Source organism: Brevibacillus sp. AF8, assembly GCF_021270385.1.
GTDB lineage: Bacteria > Bacillota > Bacilli > Brevibacillales > Brevibacillaceae > Brevibacillus.
Window position 1 is genome coordinate 1 of record NZ_JAGQDN010000025.1, and the last position, 21,880, is coordinate 21,880.

Below are 21,880 nucleotides of genomic sequence, written 5' to 3' on the forward strand. Positions count from 1 at the left end.
CATTTAATGATAGACTCATTAACGCTTTCGCTGTTCAGTTTTCAAAGAGCATTTTTTGTCGAACGTTTTACATCTTATCACGTTCGCTATTTGCGAGTCAAGAAGTTTTTTATCGAATCTCGTTTTCTTTTCTCGTATTTTGTCGTCGTTATTGGCGACAAGGAATAATCTATCACATATAAAACTCTAAATCAAGGGTGATTTTAAAAGTTTTTTTATCAAAAAACGAGAAACAGCTAAAATATCGCGATACGAAAGAAAAAAAGAGCGAGAAAAACATCCCGCTCTTTCTATTAAATATCTCTACTATATCCAATGGAACAGTCTCACCACGTCCTCAGCAGTAAATGGCCGTAATTCTACTAAATTGCCTTTGATCATTAGGTTCCTACCCCTTTCGCGAGTAAGATACCGATCATTCTAACAAGAAAAACCACGCTCTGGAAGCAACGGTGGTTATTACTTTAGTGGTTAACGACGTCTCTGAAGCTCCGTCAGCACTTCATCTAATGGCAGCTTTTGCTCCCGTAACAAAACCATCAAGTGAAAGATCAGATCAGATGCCTCATATCGCAGCTCCTCACGACTTCGATTTTTCGCTGCAATAATGACCTCGGCAGCCTCTTCCCCAACCTTTTTCAGGATTTTGTCTACGCCTTTTTCGAACAAGTAGGTGGTGTAGGAGCCTTCCGGGCGTTCTGCCTCCCGCGCAGCAATTAGTTCCTCCAGCTCACTTAAGATCGCAAATCGATCTGCTTGTACTGACTCATCATCTGTCTCGGTGAGAACTTCCTGCGAGAAACAGCTGTATGCTCCCGTATGACAAGCAGGCCCATTCGGCTCGACCATCACAACCAGTGCATCTCCGTCGCAATCATACCGCATAGAGACGATCCGCTGTGTATGACCCGAGGTCTCACCCTTGTGCCACAACTGTTGTCGGGAACGACTCCAAAACCATGTTTCTTTGGTAGCCAATGACTTTTGTAGCGATTCTTCATTCATATAGGCAAGCGTCAAAACGGTCTTGCTTCCGGCATCCTGCACGATGACAGGAATCAAACCCTTTTCGTCAAAACGCAATTTATCTACTGCAAATGCTCCTGCTCCTGTCATGGTCGTACGACAACTCCTTTGGTTTGCAAATACTCCTTAACCGATTGAATCGACGTCTCGTCATAGTGAAAAATGGATGCGGCCAGCGCGGCGTCTGCCTTTCCTTGCGTCAGCACATCGTAAAAATGCTCCCTCGAGCCCGCTCCACCAGAAGCAATGACCGGAATTCTGACCGCTTCTGATACCCGCTTGGTCAATTCGAGTCCAAAGCCTTTCTTTTCCCCATCATCGTCCATGCTGGTCAAAAGGATTTCGCCCGCTCCGAGCGCTTCTGCTTCCTGCGCCCAGCGGATGACGTCCTTCCCCGTCGCATTCCGTCCACCGTGGGTATACACTTCCCAGCGATCTTCCCCGACACTTCTTGCGTCTATCGCCACGACGATACATTGTGAGCCAAAGACCGTCGCTCCCTCACGGATTAATTCCGGACGCAAAACAGCCGCAGTATTCAACGAGATTTTGTCCGCACCTGCACGCAAAATCCTTTTCATATCGTCGACGCTGTTAATGCCGCCACCAACCGTGAAAGGAATCGTAATGTTTGCGGCTGTTTTTTCGATGACATCTACCATCGTCTTGCGCCCTTCGTGGGACGCAGAAATATCGAGAAAGATCAGCTCGTCTGCTCTCTCGTCGCTATACTTTTTTGCCAGTTCAACCGGGTCGCCTGCATCGCGCAGTCCCACGAACTGCACACCTTTTACTACCCGTCCGTCTTTTACATCGAGACACGGGATGATTCGTTTAGCCAGCATGCGATTCACGCCCCTCCATACGCTGGAGCGCCTCTTCCAATGTAAAAGCGTCCGTGTAGAGTGCTTTGCCAACAATGGCGCCAGAGACTCCGTCCGAAGCATGGGTAGCCAGTGTCAACAAGTCGTCCAGTTGACTGACACCTCCCGAAGCTATCACCGATTTTCCTGTAGCCATCGCCAAGGCTGCAATTTCTTCTACATTGGGTCCTGTCATCGTGCCATCACGAGCGATATCGGTGTAAATAAACGTCTCCGCGCCATACGTAACCAACCGCTTGGCAAGCTCCGTTGCTTGCACATCTGTCGTGGTCAACCAACCTCTGGTAGCCACCAGCCCATTCCGGCAGTCCAGACCTATCGCAATCTTGTCTCCATCGTTTTGAAGAATTCGCTTCGTAAAAGGCTCGTCTTCGATAGCAGCAGTCCCGACGATCACTCGCGCGACACCTGCTTCCAAATAGTCCGCAATCTGCTCTTCTGTTCGAATGCCGCCTCCAACCTGCACGGGTACAGGGATCGAGCGCGCTATCTCCTTGATGAGCGCTGCATTGGCAGGCTTGCCTTCCTTTGCCCCATCCAAATCTACGAGATGGACCCAGGACGCACCTTGCTCTACCCATCGTTTCGCCATCGCGAGCGGTGAATCAGCGTACACTGTCTCTTGACCGTAATCTCCTTGGAAAAGTCGAACACACTTGCCCCCGCGAATATCGATCGCCGGATAAACGATAAAGCTCATGTCAAAACCCCCTCACATTGAACGGCAAAATTACGTAGCAGCAGCATTCCTGTCTCTCCGCTCTTTTCCGGGTGAAACTGCATACCGTATACGTTGTCACGATTCACAATAGCTGTGACCTCCTGGTGATAGTCACTCGTCGCGAGCAAGACATCAGACTGGCACAAGACATGATACGAATGGACAAAATAGACGTAATCGCCATCCTGTACACCGTTTAGTAACGGTTGCTTTTGCTTTATTATCAATTGATTCCAGCCCATGTGCGGAACCTTGTAATCCCCGCGAAAACGAACGACCTCACCACCAAGTAATCCCAAGCCTGTATGCTCGCCATGCTCTGCACTTTTCTCAAATAAAAGCTGCATGCCGAGACAAATGCCCAAGATCGGGCGACCTGTTGCTGCGTATCCCTTGATCGCTTGCTCTAATCCAAGCTCACGTATGTTGACGATAGCATCCCCGAACGCCCCGACTCCCGGCAAAATCACTCCGCTATATTCTTGCAGACGCTCTGCTTGAGAGACGAATTCGTACGAATAGCCCAATCTTTCCAACGCCTTGCTCAGGCTGTACAGATTCCCCATGCCGTAATCGATGATGCCGATCATGTTACAAAACCCCTTTTGTTGACGGGACCCCTTTTACACGCGGATCGATCGTCGTCGCTTCATCCAGTGCACGGCCCAGCGCTTTGAAAATCGCCTCGATCATGTGGTGCGTATTGTGACCGTAGTGCAGAATCACATGTAGATTGATCCGCGCCTCCAGTGCGAGCTTCCATAAAAACTCGTGCACCAGCTCCGTCGGAAACTGACCAACCATATTCGTAGGGTACGTAGCGCGATATTCCAGATGAGGACGGTTACTGATATCAATGACGACCTGCGCGAGTGCGTCATCCATCGGGACAAACGCATTTCCATAACGCTTGATGCCTTTTTTGTCTCCCAACGCTTCCCGTAGAGCATGCCCAAGACAAATCCCGATATCCTCCACCGTGTGGTGATAGTCGATTTCGATATCCCCCTTTGCCTTTACAGTCAGGTCAAAATGTCCATGGCGGGTAAACAGGTCAAGCATATGATCTAAAAATGGAACACCCGAGTTTTGCTTGCTCTCACCCGCGCCGTCTACACCAAAGGAAAGCGCGATCTGCGTCTCATTCGTATTGCGTTCGATCTGTGCTGCACGTTGTTTCCCTTCACTCATCTCTTTTCACTCTCCTGCTCTTCTGTCTCAAAATCTTGCAATCGCGCAAGGATCGCTCGACCGTGTCCAGACAATCCTTCCTGCTCTGCCAGCGCCACAATTTTATGTCCATTTTCCCGCAAATCTCGTTTGCTGTAGGAAACAACACTCGACTTCTTAATAAAATCATCGACGGATAATGGCGAGGAAAAACGCGCCGTTCCATTCGTAGGAATCACATGATTGGTTCCGGCAAAATAATCTCCGACTGGCTCTGAGCTGTATGGGCCGAGGAAAATTGCACCTGCATTTTCCACTTTTCCGAGACGCTCAAAAGGCTCGGCTATCATGATTTCCAAATGCTCGGGGGCGATGCGGTTGATTACGGCAAAACCTTCGTCCAAATCGTCGACGAGTAAAATAACACCGTAGTCGCGTATCGCCGTTTCTGCAATTGATTTGCGTGGAAGATCGGCAAGCTGTCGCTCGACTTCCTGTGATACCTGCTCCGCCAACGCTTGCGATGTCGTAACCAATATAGCGGCTGACATTGGATCATGCTCGGCTTGAGAAAGAAGGTCTGCCGCGACGTAACGCGGGTTGGCCGTCTCATCTGCGATCACCGCAATTTCACTGGGCCCTGCCACCATGTCGATACTGACCAATCCGAAAACTTCTCGCTTTGCCAGTGCCACGAAAATATTACCGGGACCAACGATTTTATCAACCGCTTTGATTTGCTCCGTCCCATAGGTCAATGCCGCAATCGCCTGCGCTCCGCCTACCTTGTATATCTCACTTACTCCTGCAATTTGAGCTGCAACGAGTATCGCCGGATTGATTTTCCCATCCGCTCCTGGAGGTGTTGTAATGACTACTTCAGGAACACCTGCAATTTTGGCAGGGATAGCATTCATCAAAACACTGGAAGGATAAGCTGCCGTTCCGCCTGGAACATACAGACCTACGCGCTGCAATGGACGTATTAGTTGGCCTAGCAATGTGCCACTTTCTTTGGTGGTAAACCAGGACTGACGCACTTGCCGCTCATGAAACGCCCGAATATTTTCGGCTGCTTCCGTCAATGCCGCCTTTACTTGTGGAGACACGAGCTCACTTGCTTCAGCAAACTCGCTCTCGCTCACACGGAAGTTTTGTAGTAGCACACGATCAAATCGCTCCGTGTAATAGCGCAGCGCTTCGTCTCCTTGCTGGCGAACCGAGGTGAGGATCGCCTTCACCGCTTCTTGCTGTTCTCTCGTTCCTGCATCTACTGATCGTTTCCCGTCATACTGACTGGCTGACATGATACGCATAGCTGTCTCCCCTTTTTCTCTAGTTCCCGTGAGGAATGACCTCTAAAAATTTTCCGGCGATCTCATCCACTGCTTCACTTTTCATCCGATAGCTGGCTCGATTAGCAATGAGCCTCGTCGTAATTTCACAAATGCTCTCCAGCTCGACCAAGCCATTTTCCCGCAATGTCCTACCTGTCGAAACAATATCCACAATACGATCAGCCAGCCCAATCATCGGTGCAAGCTCTACTGAACCATTCAGCTTGATTACCTCAACCTGCTGTCCACGCTCACGAAAATAACGTGACGCAATCTTCGGATATTTCGTCGCAACACGGGGAGCTTCCGTCGGCTTCCAGTCTGGCAGACCCGCTACCATCATGCGACAATAGCCGATATGCAAATCCAATAGCTCGTAAACATCTCGTTCTTCTTCCAATAAAACATCCTTGCCAACCACGCCAACGTCAGCCACCCCATACTCGACATAAGTAGGAACATCGGTAGGCTTCGCCATAATGAATTCAAGCTTGGCATTTTCCACAGGGATGATCAGTTTGCGTGAATCTTGTAGATCCGCAGTGACCTGCAAGCCAGCCTGTTGAAGGAAGTGGACAGCCTCTTCAAAAATCCGCCCTTTTGGCATGGCGATCGTCAGCTTTTGATCGTTTCTCGTGAGTGCCATCTCCTACTCCTCCTGTTGTGTTATGCAAATGACTTTGGTAAATCCCGCTTCTTGTCCAACCTGTTTCTCATCTATTTTGGAGACGAGACGTGTCACTACTACGAGCCCTTCCTCACGCAATTGCTGTGCCTCTGCCAAAGCGGCGCTTCTGCAATCTTCCGTGTAAACGAGCAAAACGCGCGCAGGTGCTTGCCTTTTTACGGAAGGAGTGACCTGAAGTAGCCGATCCATCTTGATCGCAAAGCCTGTGGCGGATGCAGCCCGCCCAAATTGGGAGAGCAATTGATCGTAGCGTCCTCCGCCCAATAGCGGGGAGCCCAAATCTGCCGCGTATCCTTCAAAAACGACCCCTGTATAGTAGTTCAAATTGATGATCAGATTGAAATCGATCAACAAATCTTCCGTCACCCCGTAGGCTTCTAACGATTCCCACAAGGAAGCAATCGTCTCGACTGCCCTCCCTGCTTTTCCGTTGCCTGCCAAATCACGGGCTACTTCGATTTTCCCTTTTCCCCCTTGCAGCCGCAGCAAGGCTTCCAATCGGCTTTTTGCCTCTGTCGGAATGTCTACTGTCGCAAGTAGTTGCCGGAAGCCAACGAAGTCCCGCTCGTACAAAAACTGGCGGAATTGATTGCGAATAGGCTCATCCTCAATCTCCTCCTCCAAAAGACCGTCTACGAAATCGACATGCCCAATGGCAATACGAAACGTTTCCACACCCGCTGCCCGCAAGCAAAAGACAGCAAGTGCAATGGCTTCCGCATCCGCATCGACAGACGCATCTCCGATCAGTTCAATCCCGGTTTGAGAAAACTCTGCATTCCGCCCCGCTTCCTTTTCTTGTGCCCGAAACACATTTGCCTGGTAATACAACCGTATTGGCAATGGAACATCTTTATAAAGGGAGGAAACAACCCTTGCAATTGGCGTTGTCATATCCGGACGCAGAACTACCGTGTGACCTTGTTTATCCAGGAGGCGAAACATCCGGTCTGTCAGTGTCGCACTTGCTGCTCCTACCGTATCGAAGTATTCCAGAGAGGGTGTGGAAATTTCGTCATAGCCCCACCTCTCGATACACTGCCGCAGCTCCCGCTCCAAGTGCCGTTGTTTCGCCAGCGATTCCGGCAGTATATCCCGCATCCCGAGCGGCTTTTCGAATCCCAAGGGTTTTGCCATCCTTGTTCCCCTCCATAACATTCGCTTTACTCTGCTAATATGGTAACAAACTAAAGTGTTATGAAGAAGATTACCACGTCGAGAATCTTAGGTCAACCAAGATAAGAATAGTCGGAAAATTTAACACAAAACAAAAAACCGCCAGGATAAACACCTGACGGCTGATCACAAGGGAAGAGACGCTACATGCCTTCTTCTTCCTCTGAAGCTTTCGTTCGAATGAGTTGCATGGGATTCCCACCTACAAAGGCGCCAGGCGGGACATCTTTATGAACAACCGTTCCCGCGGCGACAATGGCCCCTTTGCCAATCGTTACTCCCGGCAAAATGGTAGTGTTGGCCCCCACCAGGACAGCATCTTCAATAACCACTTCTCCCAAACGGTATTCATCAATTAAATATTCATGGGCAAGTATGGTCGTATTGTACCCGATCACGCAATTACGACCGATCTTGATTTTCTCGGGAAACATGATATCCATCATCACCATCAACGCAACCGCACTATGCTGTCCTACTTCCATACGCAAAAATGTGCGGTACATCCAGTTCTTCCACGAAACGATCGGCGTATACCTGGAGAGTTGGATGACAATAAAATTTTTCATGACTTTCCAGAAGCTTACCGTTCGATACATGTGCCAAAGCGGGTTTACCCCATTTACGGGATAACGTGTTGTCTTCCTCATATGCGTCTCTTTCTCCTACAAGTCAGAATCGGCATCTTCTAAAATGGCATTCGACTGTTTCCGTGTGAAGTGCATCGCTGCGTTGTAACCCATCCGTTTCAAACGGAAATTCATCGCTGCAACCTCAATGATGACTGCCAAATTTCGTCCTGGTCGAACAGGAACGGTAATAATCGGAATTTCGGTATCCATGATCTTCAATGTTTCCTCATCGAGCCCCAACCGCTCGTACATTTTATGAGGCTCCCACAGCTCTAGCTGAACAACCATCTCGATGTTTTTCACATTGCGCACAGCACCTGCCCCAAACATCGTCATAATGTTGATAATTCCCACGCCGCGGATCTCCAAAAGATGCTGAATCAGCTCAGGGGCACTACCGCTTAGCTGCCCGCCCTGTGTCTGCTTAATCTCTACTGCGTCATCTGCTACGAGTCGGTGTCCGCGCTTTACTAGCTCAAGTGCAGCCTCACTCTTCCCGATCCCGCTCGATCCCATAATCAAAACGCCGACCCCGTAGATGTCTGTGAGTACCCCATGTATCGTCGTCGTTGGTGCAAGACGATTCTCCAGGAAGTTGGTTACTTTCCCGACTAGCGTAGTCGTTGCCAGCGGGGACTGAAGTACAGGTACCCCCAACCGATTGGAAACGTCAATCATCTCCTCCGGCACCATTTGATTACGGGTCACACAGAAGCAGGGAACCTGACTTTGCATGAGAAAATTCATCCGTTCCAGCCGTTCCTCTGGAGTCAGCGTTTGAAAAAAGTTGATTTCCGTCAAGCCGAACAATTGAATCCGCTCTTGCGCATAATACGAATAGTAACCGGCTAACTGCAGGCCCGGACGACTCAAATCCGTAACGGTAATCTCACGCCCCAAGCCCTCTTCCCCGCTCAAGATCGTCATATTGAAATGGTCCACTAAATGGCTCACATTCGTCTTACGCATGAAGCTTCCCCCTCACATGGGATTTTCTGTCCCGATGGTTGTGTCTCTATTGTATCGAAACCTCTGTGCTTACGACAACCTAATAAGACCGAGCATCCTTATTAGGCAAAAACCCCGCGACTCGTTTGAGAGAATACGGGGCTTTTTCGCACATACTACCTCTTTTCTCTTTTCATGCCTACCACAACCTCAATGAGGTAGCCAAAAATACTCATCAGTGCTGCTGCCACGATGACAGTGCCAATGTTGTCAGGCCATGGCCCCACTTCAAATCCATCAATAAAGTAGGCAGTCAACGCAAACGTCACGGCATTAATGACAAACCAGAACAAGCCGATCGTTAATACTTGCAAGGGAAAAGTAAAAAACAGCAGAATCGGCCGAATCACTGTGTTCACCATCCCCAAAATCAACGTAGCCCATAATGCTACTGTGAAATTCGCGACATAAATGGAATGGAACCAATTGCTGATCAGAAGCAGCGCAGCCCCATTTAAAAGCATTTTGATTATCCAGCGGCTCATGGTGCATTCCCCCTGTACAGTCTAGCCTTCGCGCAACGATTAACGAATCCCCGTTACTTCCCATTCCCATTGCTCAAAAAACGTTGTCATGAATCGATGCCTGTTTTCGGCGATTTTCTGGGCAGTCTTGGTGAAAAGCTTGTCTTTGATGCGCTGCAGCTTCCAAGTGTATTCCTTATAAGGTGTATGCTGATTGGGGTCATCCGATTGTATGGGTTGCCCAATAACCCCAGTATAAGCAAAAACCCGAGCTACTCCAATAGCCCCAATCGAATCCAGCTTGTCTGCATCAAACAAGACCTTTTCTTCCAAGGTATGTGGAGGTCGTTCTTTACGAAAACGATGGGCGAGAATTGCAGACTGTACACGTGAGATGAATGCTTCCGTCATACCGCGTGCGGAGAGCCATTCCCCTGCTAGTCTTGCGCTGATTTCGGCATGGCACTCTCCTGTTTGCCGTTCTTCTGCTCTCCCGATGTCATGCAGCAAAGCAGCGAGGCGCAGCACTTCCATATCCGCTCCTTCCTCGCGGCCAATCCGCTCACACATCGCCATCACACGCAAATTATGCTGCCAATCATGTGCAGGATCTTGTCCATCAAAGCGCTTCTGTGCTTCTGCCACCAGATCGGCAGGCAGTGCGGCAAGAGAATCTTTCACGTAATCCATCTTTTCCTCCCCCTTTGCGTTCACCAAGCAAAGATGCCCCCCTGATTCAGGGAGGCAGCCTCTCGATTACTTCGCAACGAATTGTTCTAGCTTGGCATTCGTCCGTTCTCTATCGCGTTCCAAAATCGGCTTCAAATAGATACCCGTATAAGAGCCTTCCATTTTTGCCACTTCTTCCGGTGTTCCCGTACCGACAATTTCTCCGCCACGGGTACCACCTTCAGGCCCCAAATCTACGATGTAATCAACCGTTTTGATGACATCCAGATTATGCTCGATGACCAGCACTGTATCACCGTTATCCACCAATCGTTGCAGTACTTTTAGCAAACGATCGATATCGTCTGTATGCAGACCGGTTGTCGGTTCATCCAAGATGTACAGGGTACGTCCTGTGCTGCGTCGATATAGCTCAGAGGCTAGCTTGACGCGTTGTGCTTCCCCGCCAGAGAGCGTGGTAGCAGGTTGCCCAAGCTTCATATATCCCAGCCCCACGTCTACGATGGTCTGCAGCTTGCGCTCGATCTTCGGCAGATTGCGGAAAAATTCTACCCCATCCTCGATCGTCATTTCCAAAACATCCGCAATGCTCTTGCCTTTGTACTTCACATCAAGCGTCTCGCGGTTGTAACGCTTGCCGTGGCAAACTTCGCAAGGCACATACACATCCGGCAAAAAGTGCATCTCGATTTTAATAATCCCGTCACCGCTGCATGCTTCACAACGGCCGCCCTTGACGTTAAAGCTGAAGCGACCTTTTTTATAGCCGCGCACTTTGGCTTCATTAGTGGAAGCAAACAGGTCGCGAATATCGTCAAAGACACCTGTATATGTCGCCGGATTGGAACGTGGTGTACGTCCAATTGGAGATTGGTCGATGTCGATCACCTTATCCAGATGCTCCAGTCCCAGGATGCGGCGATGCTCTCCAGGCTTCACCTTTGCCTTATTTAAGTCGCGAGCCAATGTCTTTTGCAAAATTTCATTGATCAACGTACTCTTTCCTGAGCCAGATACACCTGTTACGGCAACAAAAACGCCTAGAGGGAGCTTCGCAGTGACGTTTTTCAGGTTGTTTTCCTTCGCGCCCTCAATCTTGATCCATTTGTCCGAAGGCTTGCGACGCTCCATCGGAACAGGGATGAATTTGCGTCCGCTCAAATAGGCACCCGTCAAAGAGTTAGGGTCCTTCATGACTTCTTCCGGAGTCCCTGCCGCTACGATCTGACCGCCATGTATGCCAGCTCCTGGTCCAATATCGATAATATAATCGCAGGCCATCATCGTATCCTCGTCATGCTCGACGACGATCAATGTATTCCCCAGCTTGGTCATATGCTCCAGCGTCTTGATCAGACGCGCGTTATCCCGCTGATGCAGTCCGATACTCGGCTCATCCAAAATGTAGAGAACGCCCATCAGACTAGAACCGATCTGCGTAGCCAGTCGAATCCGCTGCGCTTCTCCCCCGGACAGTGTTCCCGCCGCACGGCTCAGCGTCAAGTAATCCAGTCCGACATCAATCAAGAAGTTCAGTCGTGCCTTGATTTCTTTTACGATCAGGTTCGCGATCTTTGTTTCCCGCTCTGTCAATTCCAGTCCATCGACAAATTGATGCGCATCGAGAATCGACAGCGTAGTCAGCTCGGAAATACTGCGCTCCCCTACCTTTACCGCCAAGCTCTCCTGACGCAAACGTTGACCTTTGCAGACAGGGCACGCCTTCTGGCTCATGAAGCCTTCGATTTGCTCGCGGATGTAATCCGAGCTGGTCTCCAGATGACGTCGTTGCAGGTTGATGACGACACCCTCGAACGGTACGACCGCCTCGCGCACTTGCCCAAACTCGTTCTCATAGCGGAAGTGAATTTTTTCGCCTTCACTACCGTACATCAAGATTTGTCGGTGCGCTGCAGTAAGCTCTTCATAAGGTACATCCATCCGAATGTTAAAGTGGCGGCAAGCTGATTCCAATAATTGTTGATAGTAAGTCGAAGTCTTCGGCTCCCATGCGCCAATCGCCCCGTCATTGAGCGTCTTCGTCGCATCAGGAACGACCATATCCGGGTCTACCTCCAGTTTGACACCCAATCCGTCGCACTCCGAGCAGGCACCAAACGGGCTGTTGAAGGAGAAAATCCGCGGCTCCAGCTCTCCGATGGAGAATCCGCACACCGGGCAAGCATGTTTTTCACTGAACAGCAGCTCTTCTTGCTCCATCACATCGACGATGACCTTGCCATCTGCTAAGCGAAGTGCCGTTTCCAAGGAGTCTGCCAGACGCGCCTGCACATCCGGCTTCACAACGATCCGGTCAACGACAACCTCAATGTTATGCTTCTTGTTCTTTTCCAGCTTGATATCTTCCGACAAATCGGTAATTTCACCATTGACCCGCACGCGGACAAAGCCTTGCTTGCGGATGTCCTCCAACAGCTTGACGTGCTCTCCCTTGCGACCTTGCACCATGGGAGCTAGAATCTGCATTTTCGTGCGCTCAGGATACTCCATCAGTCGATCGACCATTTGTTCGATGGTCTGGGATTGGATCTCGATACCATGCTCCGGGCAAACCGCTCTACCTACACGCGCATACAAAAGGCGCAAATAGTCGTAGATTTCCGTAACCGTCCCTACCGTGGAACGAGGGTTGCGGCTCGTCGTTTTCTGGTCAATCGAGATCGCAGGGGAAAGTCCCTCAATCGAGTCCACGTCCGGCTTGTCCATCTGCCCAAGAAATTGACGGGCGTATGCAGACAGAGACTCGACATAGCGTCGTTGCCCCTCTGCGTAAATTGTGTCAAAAGCAAGCGAGGACTTACCCGAGCCAGACAAACCCGTCAGAACGACGAATTTGTCCCTCGGAATGACTACATCAACATTTTTTAAATTGTGGGCACGTGCACCCTTTACGACAATATGTTCTAATGGCATGAAAAAAACCTCTCCTTAGAGTTCCGCCTTCAGCTCGAGAATCAAATCACGCAATTCGGCCGCACGCTCGAACATGAGGTTGCGTGCCGCTTCCTTCATTTCTTCTTCCATACGCTCTATGACAGCTACGCGATCCTTCTTCGGCATTTTTTTGAAGTCTGCATGTGGCAAATAATCCGCTTTTTCCTCCGCTACCTTGGTCGCCTCGATCACGTCGCGGACGGACTTTTTCACGGTTTGCGGCGTGATGCCGTGCTCTTCATTGTACGCCATCTGAATGGAACGACGACGTTCTGTCTCTCGAATCGCAGAAGCCATCGAATCTGTCATTTTGTCCGCGTACATGATAACGCGTCCCTCTGCGTTCCGCGCAGCCCGACCGATCGTCTGAATCAGCGAGCGCTCATTGCGCAGGAACCCTTCCTTGTCTGCATCCAAAATCGCCACAAGCGATACCTCCGGCAGGTCTAGACCTTCCCGCAAGAGGTTGATCCCGACAAGCACGTCAAACTCGCCCAAACGCAACGAACGTAAAATCTGCATCCGCTCAATCGTTTTAATATCCGAGTGAAGATAGCGGACCTTGATTCCGATTTCTTTCAGATAGTCCGTCAAATCCTCAGACATTTTCTTCGTCAGAGTCGTGACGAGAACTCGCTCATTTTTTGCAATCGTAGCCTGAATCTCGCCAATCAAATCGTCAATCTGTCCTTTGATCGGACGTACCGTAACTGTTGGGTCAATCAAGCCTGTCGGACGAATCACCTGCTGCACCATTTCCGGGCTGTGCTCCAGCTCATAAGGACCAGGCGTAGCTGAAATGTAAATCGCTTGTTTCAGCTTTCCTTCAAACTCTTCGAACTTGAGTGGGCGGTTATCGCGTGCAGAAGGCAGACGGAATCCGTGATCGACGAGTACATCCTTTCGTGCGCGGTCACCGTTATACATCCCCCGAACCTGCGGCAAGGTCATATGCGACTCATCCATCATGACGATAAAATCTTCTGGGAAGTAATCCAGCAAGGTATACGGAGCATGCCCGGCAGGAAGTCCCGTCAGATGACGTGAGTAGTTTTCAATACCGGAGCAAAAGCCCATCTCCATCATCATCTCAATATCGTACCGTGTGCGTTGCTCCAGTCGCTGTGCTTCCAGAAGCTTGCCCGCATCACGGAATTCTTTCAGTCTTTCTTCCAGTTCGGCCTCGATGCTTTGGATAGCCAGCTTCATTTTCTCCTCGCGCGTCACGTAGTGAGAGGCAGGGAAAATGGCAATGTGATCACGCTGTCCCAAAATCTCCCCGGTCAGTACGTCAATCGAAGTAATCCGCTCAATTTCATCTCCGAAAAACTCTACGCGAATCGCCTGCTCACTCTGTGAAGCAGGAAAAATCTCCACCACGTCACCCCGCACGCGGAACGTACCACGTGTAAAGTTGATATCGTTGCGTGTGTACTGGATATCGACCAGCCGATGCAAAATCTCGTCCCGTCCTTTTTCCATGCCAACACGCAAAGACAAGAGCAGTTCGCGATACTCTTCCGGCGAACCCAATCCGTAAATGCAGGAGACGGAGGCAACGATGATCACGTCTCGGCGTTCAAACAGCGCACTGGTAGCCGAGTGACGGAGCTTGTCGATCTCCTCGTTGATGCTCGAGTCTTTTTCAATAAACGTATCCGATTGGGGAATGTATGCTTCGGGTTGATAGTAATCGTAGTAGCTGACGAAGTATTCCACCGCGTTGTTCGGGAAAAACTCCTTAAACTCTGCACACAGCTGAGCGGCCAGAGTTTTGTTGTGAGCCATCACGAGTGTCGGCCTGTTCACCTGAGCAATTACCTGGGCAGCCGTATAAGTCTTTCCCGTTCCCGTCGCACCCAGCAATGTCTGGTGTCGCTTGCCAGCCTTTAACCCTGCCACCAGCTCGGCAATGGCAGTCGGCTGGTCACCGGACGGTTGAAACTCCGATACCAATTCAAAACGCTCCATTCCCTCGTTCATCTCCTCATAGCATGACTGTTTCTACTTCCATTATAACACAATTCCGGCTAGTTTAAGCCCAAAATTCGAACAAACGTTTGTCTTCATCTTTCCACCAATTTTTCCGATATAAGATGAAGGAAGCACAAACATACGCAGATACACTCGCCACCTTCAGGGAGGATTGACATGTCAGATACCGGAACAACCGTCAAAAATAACCCTTATATACAACCGCATATGAGCTATAAAGGCAAAAAAGAATTCTCCACAGAGCTCGACCAAAATGCCTTTATGAAGCTCATGCTGGAGCAGTTAAAGCATCAAGACCCTATGTCCCCCATGGACAACTCTCAGTTCATCCAACAAACAAGTATGCTGACCATGGTAGAAAAAATCACAAAAATGACCACGCTGATGGAGCAATCGAACAACAGCATGGTCACTTTGGAAAAGTATGAAAAGCTGGTAGGTCGTACTGCCTCGTATTCCCTTACTACAAAAGACGAGATGACGGGAGAAACCAAGACGGAGAAGAAAGAAGGCGTACTTGATGCCGTCTACATGGATCAAGGCAAAATCTACTTCCGTATTGCAGGCGAATCGACGCCGATTCCGCTGGCAGACGTCTCCGGATTGGAATCGCAAGGTCTGGCCGGCAATACGCTCGACAACAGCGTGAAGTACATGGAAATGATCGGTCGTGAGATTTCCTATAAAGTAACAAAGGAAGTCGACCGGGATGGCAATCCAGATACCAAAAACGACATTTCCAAAGTTGATGAAATCTTGAATGGCGTCATCACTGGTTTTACCACCAAAAACGGTACCGCACAATTCCAACTGGATAATGGATCAACCGTAAAAGCCGAAGAAATCGTAGGCATGACGGTGAAACCTGAAAACAGAACAATGGGCAACTCCCTTGCCTACGCGCAAATGATCGGCTACAACATCACGTACAACCAGTCTCAAACGAATCCGGATGGCACCACTAGCACTACTCCTCTTACCGGAGTAGTTAAGGCTGTCAGCATGAAAAACGGAGTCGTCGAATTCGTCCTCCAGGATGATAAGAAAGTTGCTCTCAATCAAATCACAGGATTCGAAGCAACTGCCTAGAACCTATACAAAAAGCCGCACATCTTCGAAATCGGAGAAGGCGGCTTTTTCTTTTGCAAATACCTATTCGTTTACGATCACTTTTCCGGTTATCGCATCCACATAAAACGTATCATCTACTTTAAATTCTCCCCCGCAGAAGCAATGCGAGCGAGTTTGGCGAAACGAAAGGTCATAGCCGAGCTTCCATGTAATCGTGCCTTTCTTATAATCTGGCTGGTGGATATAGGTCAGCTCAAGTGGATAGGTTTGCAGTAATCGGGTCATGGCCACTTGTTCTTTAAGGGCTTGGGAACGGGCCGGGTATTTGACACTGGCCGGTTTGTTTATGCTCACCTGCTCCCATGTACCCGTCCATGAATCGATCTGAATCGTATACATCCCGTTCTCCACACTTTGATTGACCCCATAAACTGGAATGCCGTTTACAAGGGGATCAGCTATGATCGAGGTGTACCTTTCATCTCCATCCTCCGTTATTTGGATCTGATTGCTTCCAGACGGAGCCAGTCTTTTCAAAAGCTTATCCGCTTCCATCCGATCCCGCTTCTTATCCGTTTTCACATTAGACCATTGTGGATTGTTCACCTTTGTGGAAAATTCAAGCAGTTCACCAGTCTTTGCATCTGTCACGAGTAGATGATGCTGCTCGCCGTTATTGCTTCCCTCAGGAAAGGTAGCCATTCGAGATATCTTGTCAGCATCGGGAACCCCTTCACCAAAATTTCCCCATATGAAATAACGAAGGGCTGGACCATCATCGTAACTCGCCTCGTAGATGGACAGCGGCAGCTTTTCTGTTTCGATTCTAAACAACATGCGTAACAAATCACGCGCTTGCGTCTCTGTTTGCGCTACCCACCTCTCACCTGTTCCGGTCACATTGATGATCTGAGAGGGGTTGGTTGTCGCTCGGGAATTCGTTGTGACCAATCGTTTGCCACTAAAGGCATCCAATGCACTACCTGTATGTTGTTGCGTGATAATTCCATTTTTCAGGACATAAGCGAGCTTTGCTTCTACCTGATCGCTTTGATTATGAATGGGCAATAAATAAACGAGCTCCAATGGACGGCTTTCTTGCCACTTTCGAACAGCTTGTTCGGGGGAGATGATGCGCTGCGGAGATGGGAGTGAAGAGGGACTTACTTTTTCGTATAGCCTGCCATCAAACGTAGAAAACCAAACGATTCTTCCCGAGGCATCAAAACTGACGAGACAATCATAATCGTCATCGAGCACCACATTATTCAGGACTCGCACCAACCGAACCGTCAATAGGTCCTTATTTTTAAAAACCTCTCTTGCTTGGTAAGCATTTCCTGTGGCAGTTCCCTGCAATCCAGCGACAAAAGCCAGCGCACGTGCTTTTGCCTGCTGCTCAGTCGGGTAGGCAGGCTTTGTTGCTGCTTTCGGGGTAAGATTCAGTCTGAGCAGCTCACCTGTTTGTCCGTCAAAAATCGCATCATCCATGGACGATTCAGCCTCAGCCGCAGACAGCGCAAACGTGACCGCCACCCCACTCACACCAGGCCCATCCACATCGCCACCGTAAACGACATAACGCGAAGACAACTCCGGTAAAAGTTTGACTAGCTTTTGGACACCTTTGGTCACATGCATCGGCACAGCCACAACTGATTGTGCCTGTGCTACGGTCACAGAAGTCGTTGCGCCAGCTCCTGATAAGGGTGCGGCAAAAACCGTGGCAGCAGCTAATGTACCCGACAAAAACCACGAGACCGTTCTTTTTACCTTGAACACCGACCCCACTCCCTTTTTTTTCCTCCTACATTGAGACGCAACAGCCACCAGTAAGTTTCCGAATGGACAAGCTTTTCTCGAAAAAAAGAAGGTATGCATGTTTGTCTGCATACCTTCTCCCCACTATCCTTAAGCTCCAACATTCAGTTTCTCCAGCTTTTGCTTGATCAGCTCGACTACACTGGAGCGTTTCAAATCAACAAATGCACGGGTATTTGCATCCGGAACCACAATGATCCCCAGTTGGTGATGATTGCCCGCATAGACCGCACACTGTACGAACTTCAGCTCACCTTCACGCGTGAGTACTTCCATTTTGCAAAAGGCAGGATTGGCTTGTAGCGCTGGATACAGATCTTCTTTTTCCCGCACCGCAATGCCATTTACTTTCACGATAATCTCACCAGGCGTGATACCGATCTCCTCTGCTCTCGTACCCGGAATGACACCCATCACTTTTACACCACGCGAAGACTGGATGAAATAAGGCGAACGCTTTCTTTCTTGATACTGACTCCAGAAAAACAGCGCCTCATGACCGAATAGTGCAAAGATCGCAGCCAGCAAGATCAACGGATAAAACCATACTACCAGAGCACACAACCCCAACAAAATAATCGCATACAGCGTCAAATTTTTCGCAACCTGCGTTGCTTTTCTATACGGAGTCATCGTTTGCGTCATGTCAGAGAATCCGGTCACTGTTGGCAAAAGCATCAATCCGAAAGAAGCGACTTCCGGTGAAAAGAACGGCCACCCTGGATACAACGCGCCACTGATAGCACTTGGCTCCATCTGTACGAACAGCACGACTGGCGTCAGCCAAAAAGAATGAAGCAAATAGGCACCCACGATCCGACCACGTTGCCCTTCTACAAACAGCGGAGAAGCATCCCGCCCGCCATTCCAGCGTACGAGCATCGCTTCAATCAGATGCATAACCGCAACTAACGCAAGCAACGGCAAAGGTTTCGCTTGATGAATCAATTCCCAGACATAGCTCAATCCAGGAACATCCGTAACCGGTGGAATGACCAGTGTGATCGCGTGTAAAATCGCCAATACCCCTGCAGCATATGCAAAACAGAGAAACCGTAAACGAATCAGCGCCAAGATGAGCGCCAATCCCCATAGTATCCACAAATCCTGTGCTTGCACGACCACGCCGAGTCCTGCACTAAGAAGAGAAATCAGCAAGCCTCCCACCAAGCCCATCCCTACAGCCCGTATCGTCGAGAGCAAAGGGGACTGAATGCGTGCAGAAAAAAGCTGTCTTTCCAGGTTCATCTGTCTGCGATAATGCAAATAAATAAACACCAGAAAGAGATAGAAGACAGGATTGATAAAAAATGCGGCAAAGCCATATGCAATGGTAAGCATATCTGCCTGTATCGCCAATTGCCTCACCTCAACTAAAAGAAAGAAAAACCACGGCATTTGATTTGCCGTGGTTATCATTTCTACGGATAGAAGGTATTTACCTGCTTCCATTTTCTTGATTATTCATTACTTGCCCGTGACTACATCCAGAGCTTTTTGCAATTGCAGGTCATTCTCTGGCTTCGTCATCGTTTTACGGAGACTTTCTTCCAGCGAAGAGCGTGTCTTCGCATCTACTTTGCCAGTTACCTCAAGTTTGTTGGAGGTTTGGAACTGCTTGATTGCTTCCTCTGTCTTTTCATCAAAATAGCCATCTTCTCGTCCTGGGGACAGATTCAAGCCCTTCAGGATGAGCTGCAGGTTTTTCACATCAGTACCAGCCATGTCGCGCTGCAATACTTTATCTGCTGGCAACAGAGTTGCATTGAAATAGTCTGGTTGCTTGACTTCAAAGTCTGGCTTAATGCCTTTTTTATGGACCCATTCACCACTCGGTGTGACCCACTTGGCAATCGTCAGCTTCAATTGGCTCTTGTCGTTCATTTCCATAGTGCTCTGAACGGTTCCTTTACCAAAGGTCTTCTCACCAACCAGCTTGTAGTTTCCGCTATCCCGCAGAGCACCCGCCAGAATCTCCGATGCACTGGCGCTTCCGCCATTAATCAGTACCGAGATTGGATAAGGCTTGCCAGCTTCTGTAGTCGAGAAATACTCTTCTTTTTGCTGTCCGCCATTTCCATACTCGATCTGCACGATCTTGCCTTTTTTCGGCACGAGGATTTCTCCGATTTCTTTCACAGCTAACAAATATCCGCCCGGATTGCCTCGAACGTCAATTACCAGACCGCCAATCCCCTTCTGCTCGAGAGCAGCCAGCTGTTCTTTGAAGTGTTTAGCCGTGTCTGTAGAGAATTGGGTAATGTTGATCAACCCTACTTTAACACCGTTCTTCTCGATAATCTGACTGTTTACCGTCTCAATCGGGATATCGTCACGCACACACACGATGGTAAGAGGCTCTGGCACCCCGGCTCTCACTACTTTGAGAACCGCCTTCGTTCCTTTTGGACCACGAATCTTCGTCACTGCCTGATGCAGGTCCAATCCTTCAAGGGATTCATCATTTACGCTCAAAATTTGGTCGTTTGGCCGCAGCCCTGCACGCTCCGCTGGAGAGTTTTTGAATGGCGAAACAACCGTTACCCGACCATTTTGCATCGTTACCTCTGTCCCGATCCCTTGGAAAGTCGAGTGTAGGGTAGATGTGAACTCCTCAGCAGAACGAGGGTCCATATAATCACTGTACGGATCTTCTAGCGACCCGACCATTCCGCCAATTGCACCCTCTACTAACTGCTCGTTGGTGACATTTTGGATGTAATCTTTCTTGATTGCTGAAAACGCCTCGTACAGCTTCTGGAACTCTTTCGGATAATCTCCGCTCCCAGAAAACAGCGCCATGCTGGATGCTGTTAAAGCACCACCTTGACTCGAACTGGCGCTAGCCGATGTCTTCATGATCGCCATCGTAATAAAACTACTGGCTACCATCGAGATGAGTACAAGCGCGATTACGGTACGTCCTTTCCATCTCACTGTTACGTCACCATCCTTTGTGCTACCGGAAAAAGATATGCTGCTAGTGTATGCATGTTCCGATCACAATATTTGTCTGGTCGCACGAGGGTCTACTTCAAGTACGGCATTGGATTAACTGCTACGTCGTTTTTATAGACGGTAAAGTGTACGTGATTTCCGGTTGAGCGACCTGTTGATCCTACCTCTGCGATCTTTTGACCTCTCGATACGGATTGCCCAACAGAAACCTTGATACCTCCCTCGCGAATATGACCGTACAGAGTGGTATATTCCGCGTTATGCTTGATCATTACTGTATTCCCGAAGCCGCCGTTATATCCTGCAAAGAGAACGATTCCGTCAGCCGCAGCCAAAATTGGCGTTCCCTTCCGTGCTGCCATATCTACACCATTATGCCCAGCCGAGCGGCCTGTAAACGGGTCTGACCGCATTCCGAAGCCCGAAGTGAAGCGAAATTGTCCGCTTGCAACAGGCAAGGCAAACTTCCCACCCTTGTACCCTGTACTGGATGCGCTCATTGCACGTACTCGCTCCGCGTATTTGGCTGACTCTTGTTTGGTGATAGTCAAAAGCTCCTGTCCATACTGCTCCAAATCCACTTCAAGAGCAGATTCTTTCTTTTCCAGTTCAGCCTTGACCACCATACTTTGCTTGTACTGCTTGTCCAATTCGACTTTGAGCTCCTCAGCCTCATCGAACATCCCGGCGTACACAGTCAGTTGATGATCAATTTCTTTCTTTTTAGTCTCGATGGTTTCCTTATCGCGAATGTTATCCTCTAAAATACGCGTGTCCTGCTCTAAAATAAGCTGCAAGGCCTGCATACGCGTCAAAAAGTCCCCAAAGTCAGAGGAACCGAGAAGGACATCCAAATAGGAGACCGTACCGCGTTCATACATGGAAGTCACACGTGTTCTGAGCAAGGCATCCCTTTTCGCTACGCGATCTTTTGCCTCATCCAGTTTATCCTGCGCGTTTGCTGCTTTTTCCTTGGTTTCATCCATTTGCTGCTCAAGCTTGTCCAGCTTTTTCTGTGTATCGTTGCGACGCAAATCGATTTGCATCAATTGCGTTTCCAAGCCCTTTTTCTCTTTTTGCACGACATTGATCTGTTCTTCTGTCTTCTTCATTTGCTGCTGCTGGCTTTTCTTCTTCTTTTGGATCTCTTTTAGCTCTCGATTAATCTTGTCCAAAGAGGCCTTACTAGGCGCTGCCAAGCTCACATTTGTCGGGAGCACAGTACCGACTACAAGCCCAGTGATTACGAGTGCTAGCAGGATTCTCTTTCTCATGATACTCCTC

At 49.2% G+C, this 21,880-nt stretch carries 19 protein-coding genes; 1 reads left to right on the forward strand and 18 read right to left on the reverse strand.

Annotated elements, in window-relative coordinates; translation table 11 throughout:
• Positions 1-471 precede the first annotated feature (471 nt).
• The 14 genes from hisIE to uvrB all read right to left on the reverse strand — a co-directional run bounded on the left by hisIE (position 472) and on the right by uvrB (position 14,722).
• Positions 472-1,116, reverse strand: coding sequence for a bifunctional phosphoribosyl-AMP cyclohydrolase/phosphoribosyl-ATP diphosphatase HisIE (gene hisIE, locus KB186_RS24390; protein WP_232774551.1), 645 nt, complete (start codon positions 1,114-1,116; stop codon positions 472-474).
• Positions 1,113-1,871: an imidazole glycerol phosphate synthase subunit HisF gene (gene hisF / locus KB186_RS24395; RefSeq protein WP_232774552.1), complete on the reverse strand. Its 759-nt coding sequence runs from the start codon at positions 1,869-1,871 to the stop codon at positions 1,113-1,115. Before hisF ends, hisIE begins: the two co-directional genes overlap by 4 nt.
• Entirely contained in the window at positions 1,861-2,610 is a 750-nt protein-coding gene (hisA, locus tag KB186_RS24400) for a 1-(5-phosphoribosyl)-5-[(5-phosphoribosylamino)methylideneamino]imidazole-4-carboxamide isomerase (RefSeq protein ID WP_221867398.1), read from the reverse strand. The genes hisF and hisA overlap by 11 nt, the downstream gene beginning before the upstream one ends.
• Positions 2,607-3,221 (reverse strand): imidazole glycerol phosphate synthase subunit HisH, encoded by a 615-nt coding sequence (gene hisH, locus KB186_RS24405; protein WP_173612240.1) that lies wholly within the window; start codon positions 3,219-3,221, stop codon positions 2,607-2,609. The genes hisA and hisH overlap by 4 nt, the downstream gene beginning before the upstream one ends.
• Before the next feature lies 1 nt (position 3,222).
• Entirely contained in the window at positions 3,223-3,822 is a 600-nt protein-coding gene (gene hisB / locus KB186_RS24410) for an imidazoleglycerol-phosphate dehydratase HisB (RefSeq protein WP_017252226.1), read from the reverse strand.
• Positions 3,819-5,117: a histidinol dehydrogenase gene (gene hisD / locus KB186_RS24415; protein ID WP_232774553.1), complete on the reverse strand. Its 1,299-nt coding sequence runs from the start codon at positions 5,115-5,117 to the stop codon at positions 3,819-3,821. Before hisD ends, hisB begins: the two co-directional genes overlap by 4 nt.
• Before the next feature lie 19 nt (positions 5,118-5,136).
• Positions 5,137-5,784 carry an ATP phosphoribosyltransferase gene (gene hisG / locus KB186_RS24420; RefSeq protein WP_173612238.1) on the reverse strand — a complete coding sequence of 216 codons (648 nt, stop codon included), beginning with the start codon at positions 5,782-5,784 and terminating at the stop codon, positions 5,137-5,139.
• Positions 5,785-5,787: 3 nt separating this feature from the next.
• Positions 5,788-6,963: an ATP phosphoribosyltransferase regulatory subunit gene (locus KB186_RS24425; protein ID WP_232774554.1), complete on the reverse strand. Its 1,176-nt coding sequence runs from the start codon at positions 6,961-6,963 to the stop codon at positions 5,788-5,790.
• Between the two features lie 182 nt (positions 6,964-7,145).
• Positions 7,146-7,652, reverse strand: a complete 507-nt coding sequence (locus KB186_RS24430; protein WP_232774556.1) for an acyltransferase — start codon at positions 7,650-7,652, stop codon at positions 7,146-7,148.
• A gap of 15 nt (positions 7,653-7,667) precedes the next feature.
• Positions 7,668-8,603 carry an HPr(Ser) kinase/phosphatase gene (gene hprK / locus KB186_RS24435; protein WP_106785335.1) on the reverse strand — a complete coding sequence of 312 codons (936 nt, stop codon included), beginning with the start codon at positions 8,601-8,603 and terminating at the stop codon, positions 7,668-7,670.
• A gap of 155 nt (positions 8,604-8,758) precedes the next feature.
• Complete coding sequence (locus tag KB186_RS24440) at positions 8,759-9,127, reverse strand: phage holin family protein (RefSeq protein ID WP_173612235.1); 369 nt, start codon at positions 9,125-9,127, stop codon at positions 8,759-8,761.
• Positions 9,128-9,166: 39 nt separating this feature from the next.
• A complete protein-coding gene (locus KB186_RS24445) occupies positions 9,167-9,796 on the reverse strand; it encodes an HD domain-containing protein (RefSeq protein ID WP_232774557.1) in 630 nt (209 codons plus the stop codon).
• A gap of 66 nt (positions 9,797-9,862) precedes the next feature.
• Positions 9,863-12,730: an excinuclease ABC subunit UvrA gene (gene uvrA / locus KB186_RS24450; RefSeq protein ID WP_173612233.1), complete on the reverse strand. Its 2,868-nt coding sequence runs from the start codon at positions 12,728-12,730 to the stop codon at positions 9,863-9,865.
• Between the two features lie 15 nt (positions 12,731-12,745).
• Positions 12,746-14,722, reverse strand: a complete 1,977-nt coding sequence (gene uvrB / locus KB186_RS24455) for an excinuclease ABC subunit UvrB (RefSeq protein WP_173612232.1) — start codon at positions 14,720-14,722, stop codon at positions 12,746-12,748.
• 180 nt (positions 14,723-14,902) lie between these two features.
• Between uvrB and KB186_RS24460 the strand changes: the two genes are divergently transcribed.
• Positions 14,903-15,835: a flagellar hook assembly protein FlgD gene (locus tag KB186_RS24460; protein WP_173612231.1), complete on the forward strand. Its 933-nt coding sequence runs from the start codon at positions 14,903-14,905 to the stop codon at positions 15,833-15,835.
• A gap of 63 nt (positions 15,836-15,898) precedes the next feature.
• Here the strand turns inward: KB186_RS24460 and KB186_RS24465 are convergent, their stop codons facing one another.
• From KB186_RS24465 to KB186_RS24480, 4 genes are all read right to left on the reverse strand, one after another.
• Positions 15,899-17,608, reverse strand: a complete 1,710-nt coding sequence (locus tag KB186_RS24465; protein WP_221867396.1) for a hypothetical protein — start codon at positions 17,606-17,608, stop codon at positions 15,899-15,901.
• A 120-nt stretch (positions 17,609-17,728) separates the two neighbouring features.
• Positions 17,729-19,090, reverse strand: coding sequence for a PDZ domain-containing protein (locus KB186_RS24470; protein WP_173612229.1), 1,362 nt, complete (start codon positions 19,088-19,090; stop codon positions 17,729-17,731).
• A gap of 15 nt (positions 19,091-19,105) precedes the next feature.
• Complete coding sequence (locus KB186_RS24475) at positions 19,106-20,575, reverse strand: S41 family peptidase (protein ID WP_232774560.1); 1,470 nt, start codon at positions 20,573-20,575, stop codon at positions 19,106-19,108.
• 92 nt (positions 20,576-20,667) lie between these two features.
• On the reverse strand, positions 20,668-21,870 hold the full coding sequence (locus KB186_RS24480) for a murein hydrolase activator EnvC family protein (protein ID WP_173612227.1): 1,203 nt from the start codon (positions 21,868-21,870) through the stop codon (positions 20,668-20,670).
• Positions 21,871-21,880 lie beyond the last annotated feature (10 nt).

Coding starts and splice junctions, on each gene's coding strand:
- KB186_RS24430 (WP_232774556.1), bottom strand. CDS start 7,652: ATGAGGAAGACAACACGTTATCCCGTAAATGGGGTAAACCCGCTTTGG.
- KB186_RS24440 (WP_173612235.1), bottom strand. CDS start 9,127: ATGAGCCGCTGGATAATCAAAATGCTTTTAAATGGGGCTGCGCTGCTT.
- KB186_RS24470 (WP_173612229.1), bottom strand. CDS start 19,090: ATGGAAGCAGGTAAATACCTTCTATCCGTAGAAATGATAACCACGGCA.
- uvrA (WP_173612233.1), bottom strand. CDS start 12,730: ATGCCATTAGAACATATTGTCGTAAAGGGTGCACGTGCCCACAATTTA.
- hisD (WP_232774553.1), bottom strand. CDS start 5,117: ATGCGTATCATGTCAGCCAGTCAGTATGACGGGAAACGATCAGTAGAT.
- uvrB (WP_173612232.1), bottom strand. CDS start 14,722: ATGGAGCGTTTTGAATTGGTATCGGAGTTTCAACCGTCCGGTGACCAG.
- hisG (WP_173612238.1), bottom strand. CDS start 5,784: ATGGCACTCACGAGAAACGATCAAAAGCTGACGATCGCCATGCCAAAA.
- KB186_RS24425 (WP_232774554.1), bottom strand. CDS start 6,963: ATGGCAAAACCCTTGGGATTCGAAAAGCCGCTCGGGATGCGGGATATA.
- KB186_RS24445 (WP_232774557.1), bottom strand. CDS start 9,796: ATGGATTACGTGAAAGATTCTCTTGCCGCACTGCCTGCCGATCTGGTG.
- hisIE (WP_232774551.1), bottom strand. CDS start 1,116: ATGACAGGAGCAGGAGCATTTGCAGTAGATAAATTGCGTTTTGACGAA.
- hisB (WP_017252226.1), bottom strand. CDS start 3,822: ATGAGTGAAGGGAAACAACGTGCAGCACAGATCGAACGCAATACGAAT.
- hisA (WP_221867398.1), bottom strand. CDS start 2,610: ATGAGCTTTATCGTTTATCCGGCGATCGATATTCGCGGGGGCAAGTGT.
- KB186_RS24460 (WP_173612231.1), top strand. CDS start 14,903: ATGTCAGATACCGGAACAACCGTCAAAAATAACCCTTATATACAACCG.
- hisH (WP_173612240.1), bottom strand. CDS start 3,221: ATGATCGGCATCATCGATTACGGCATGGGGAATCTGTACAGCCTGAGC.
- hprK (WP_106785335.1), bottom strand. CDS start 8,603: ATGCGTAAGACGAATGTGAGCCATTTAGTGGACCATTTCAATATGACG.
- KB186_RS24480 (WP_173612227.1), bottom strand. CDS start 21,870: ATGAGAAAGAGAATCCTGCTAGCACTCGTAATCACTGGGCTTGTAGTC.
- hisF (WP_232774552.1), bottom strand. CDS start 1,871: ATGCTGGCTAAACGAATCATCCCGTGTCTCGATGTAAAAGACGGACGG.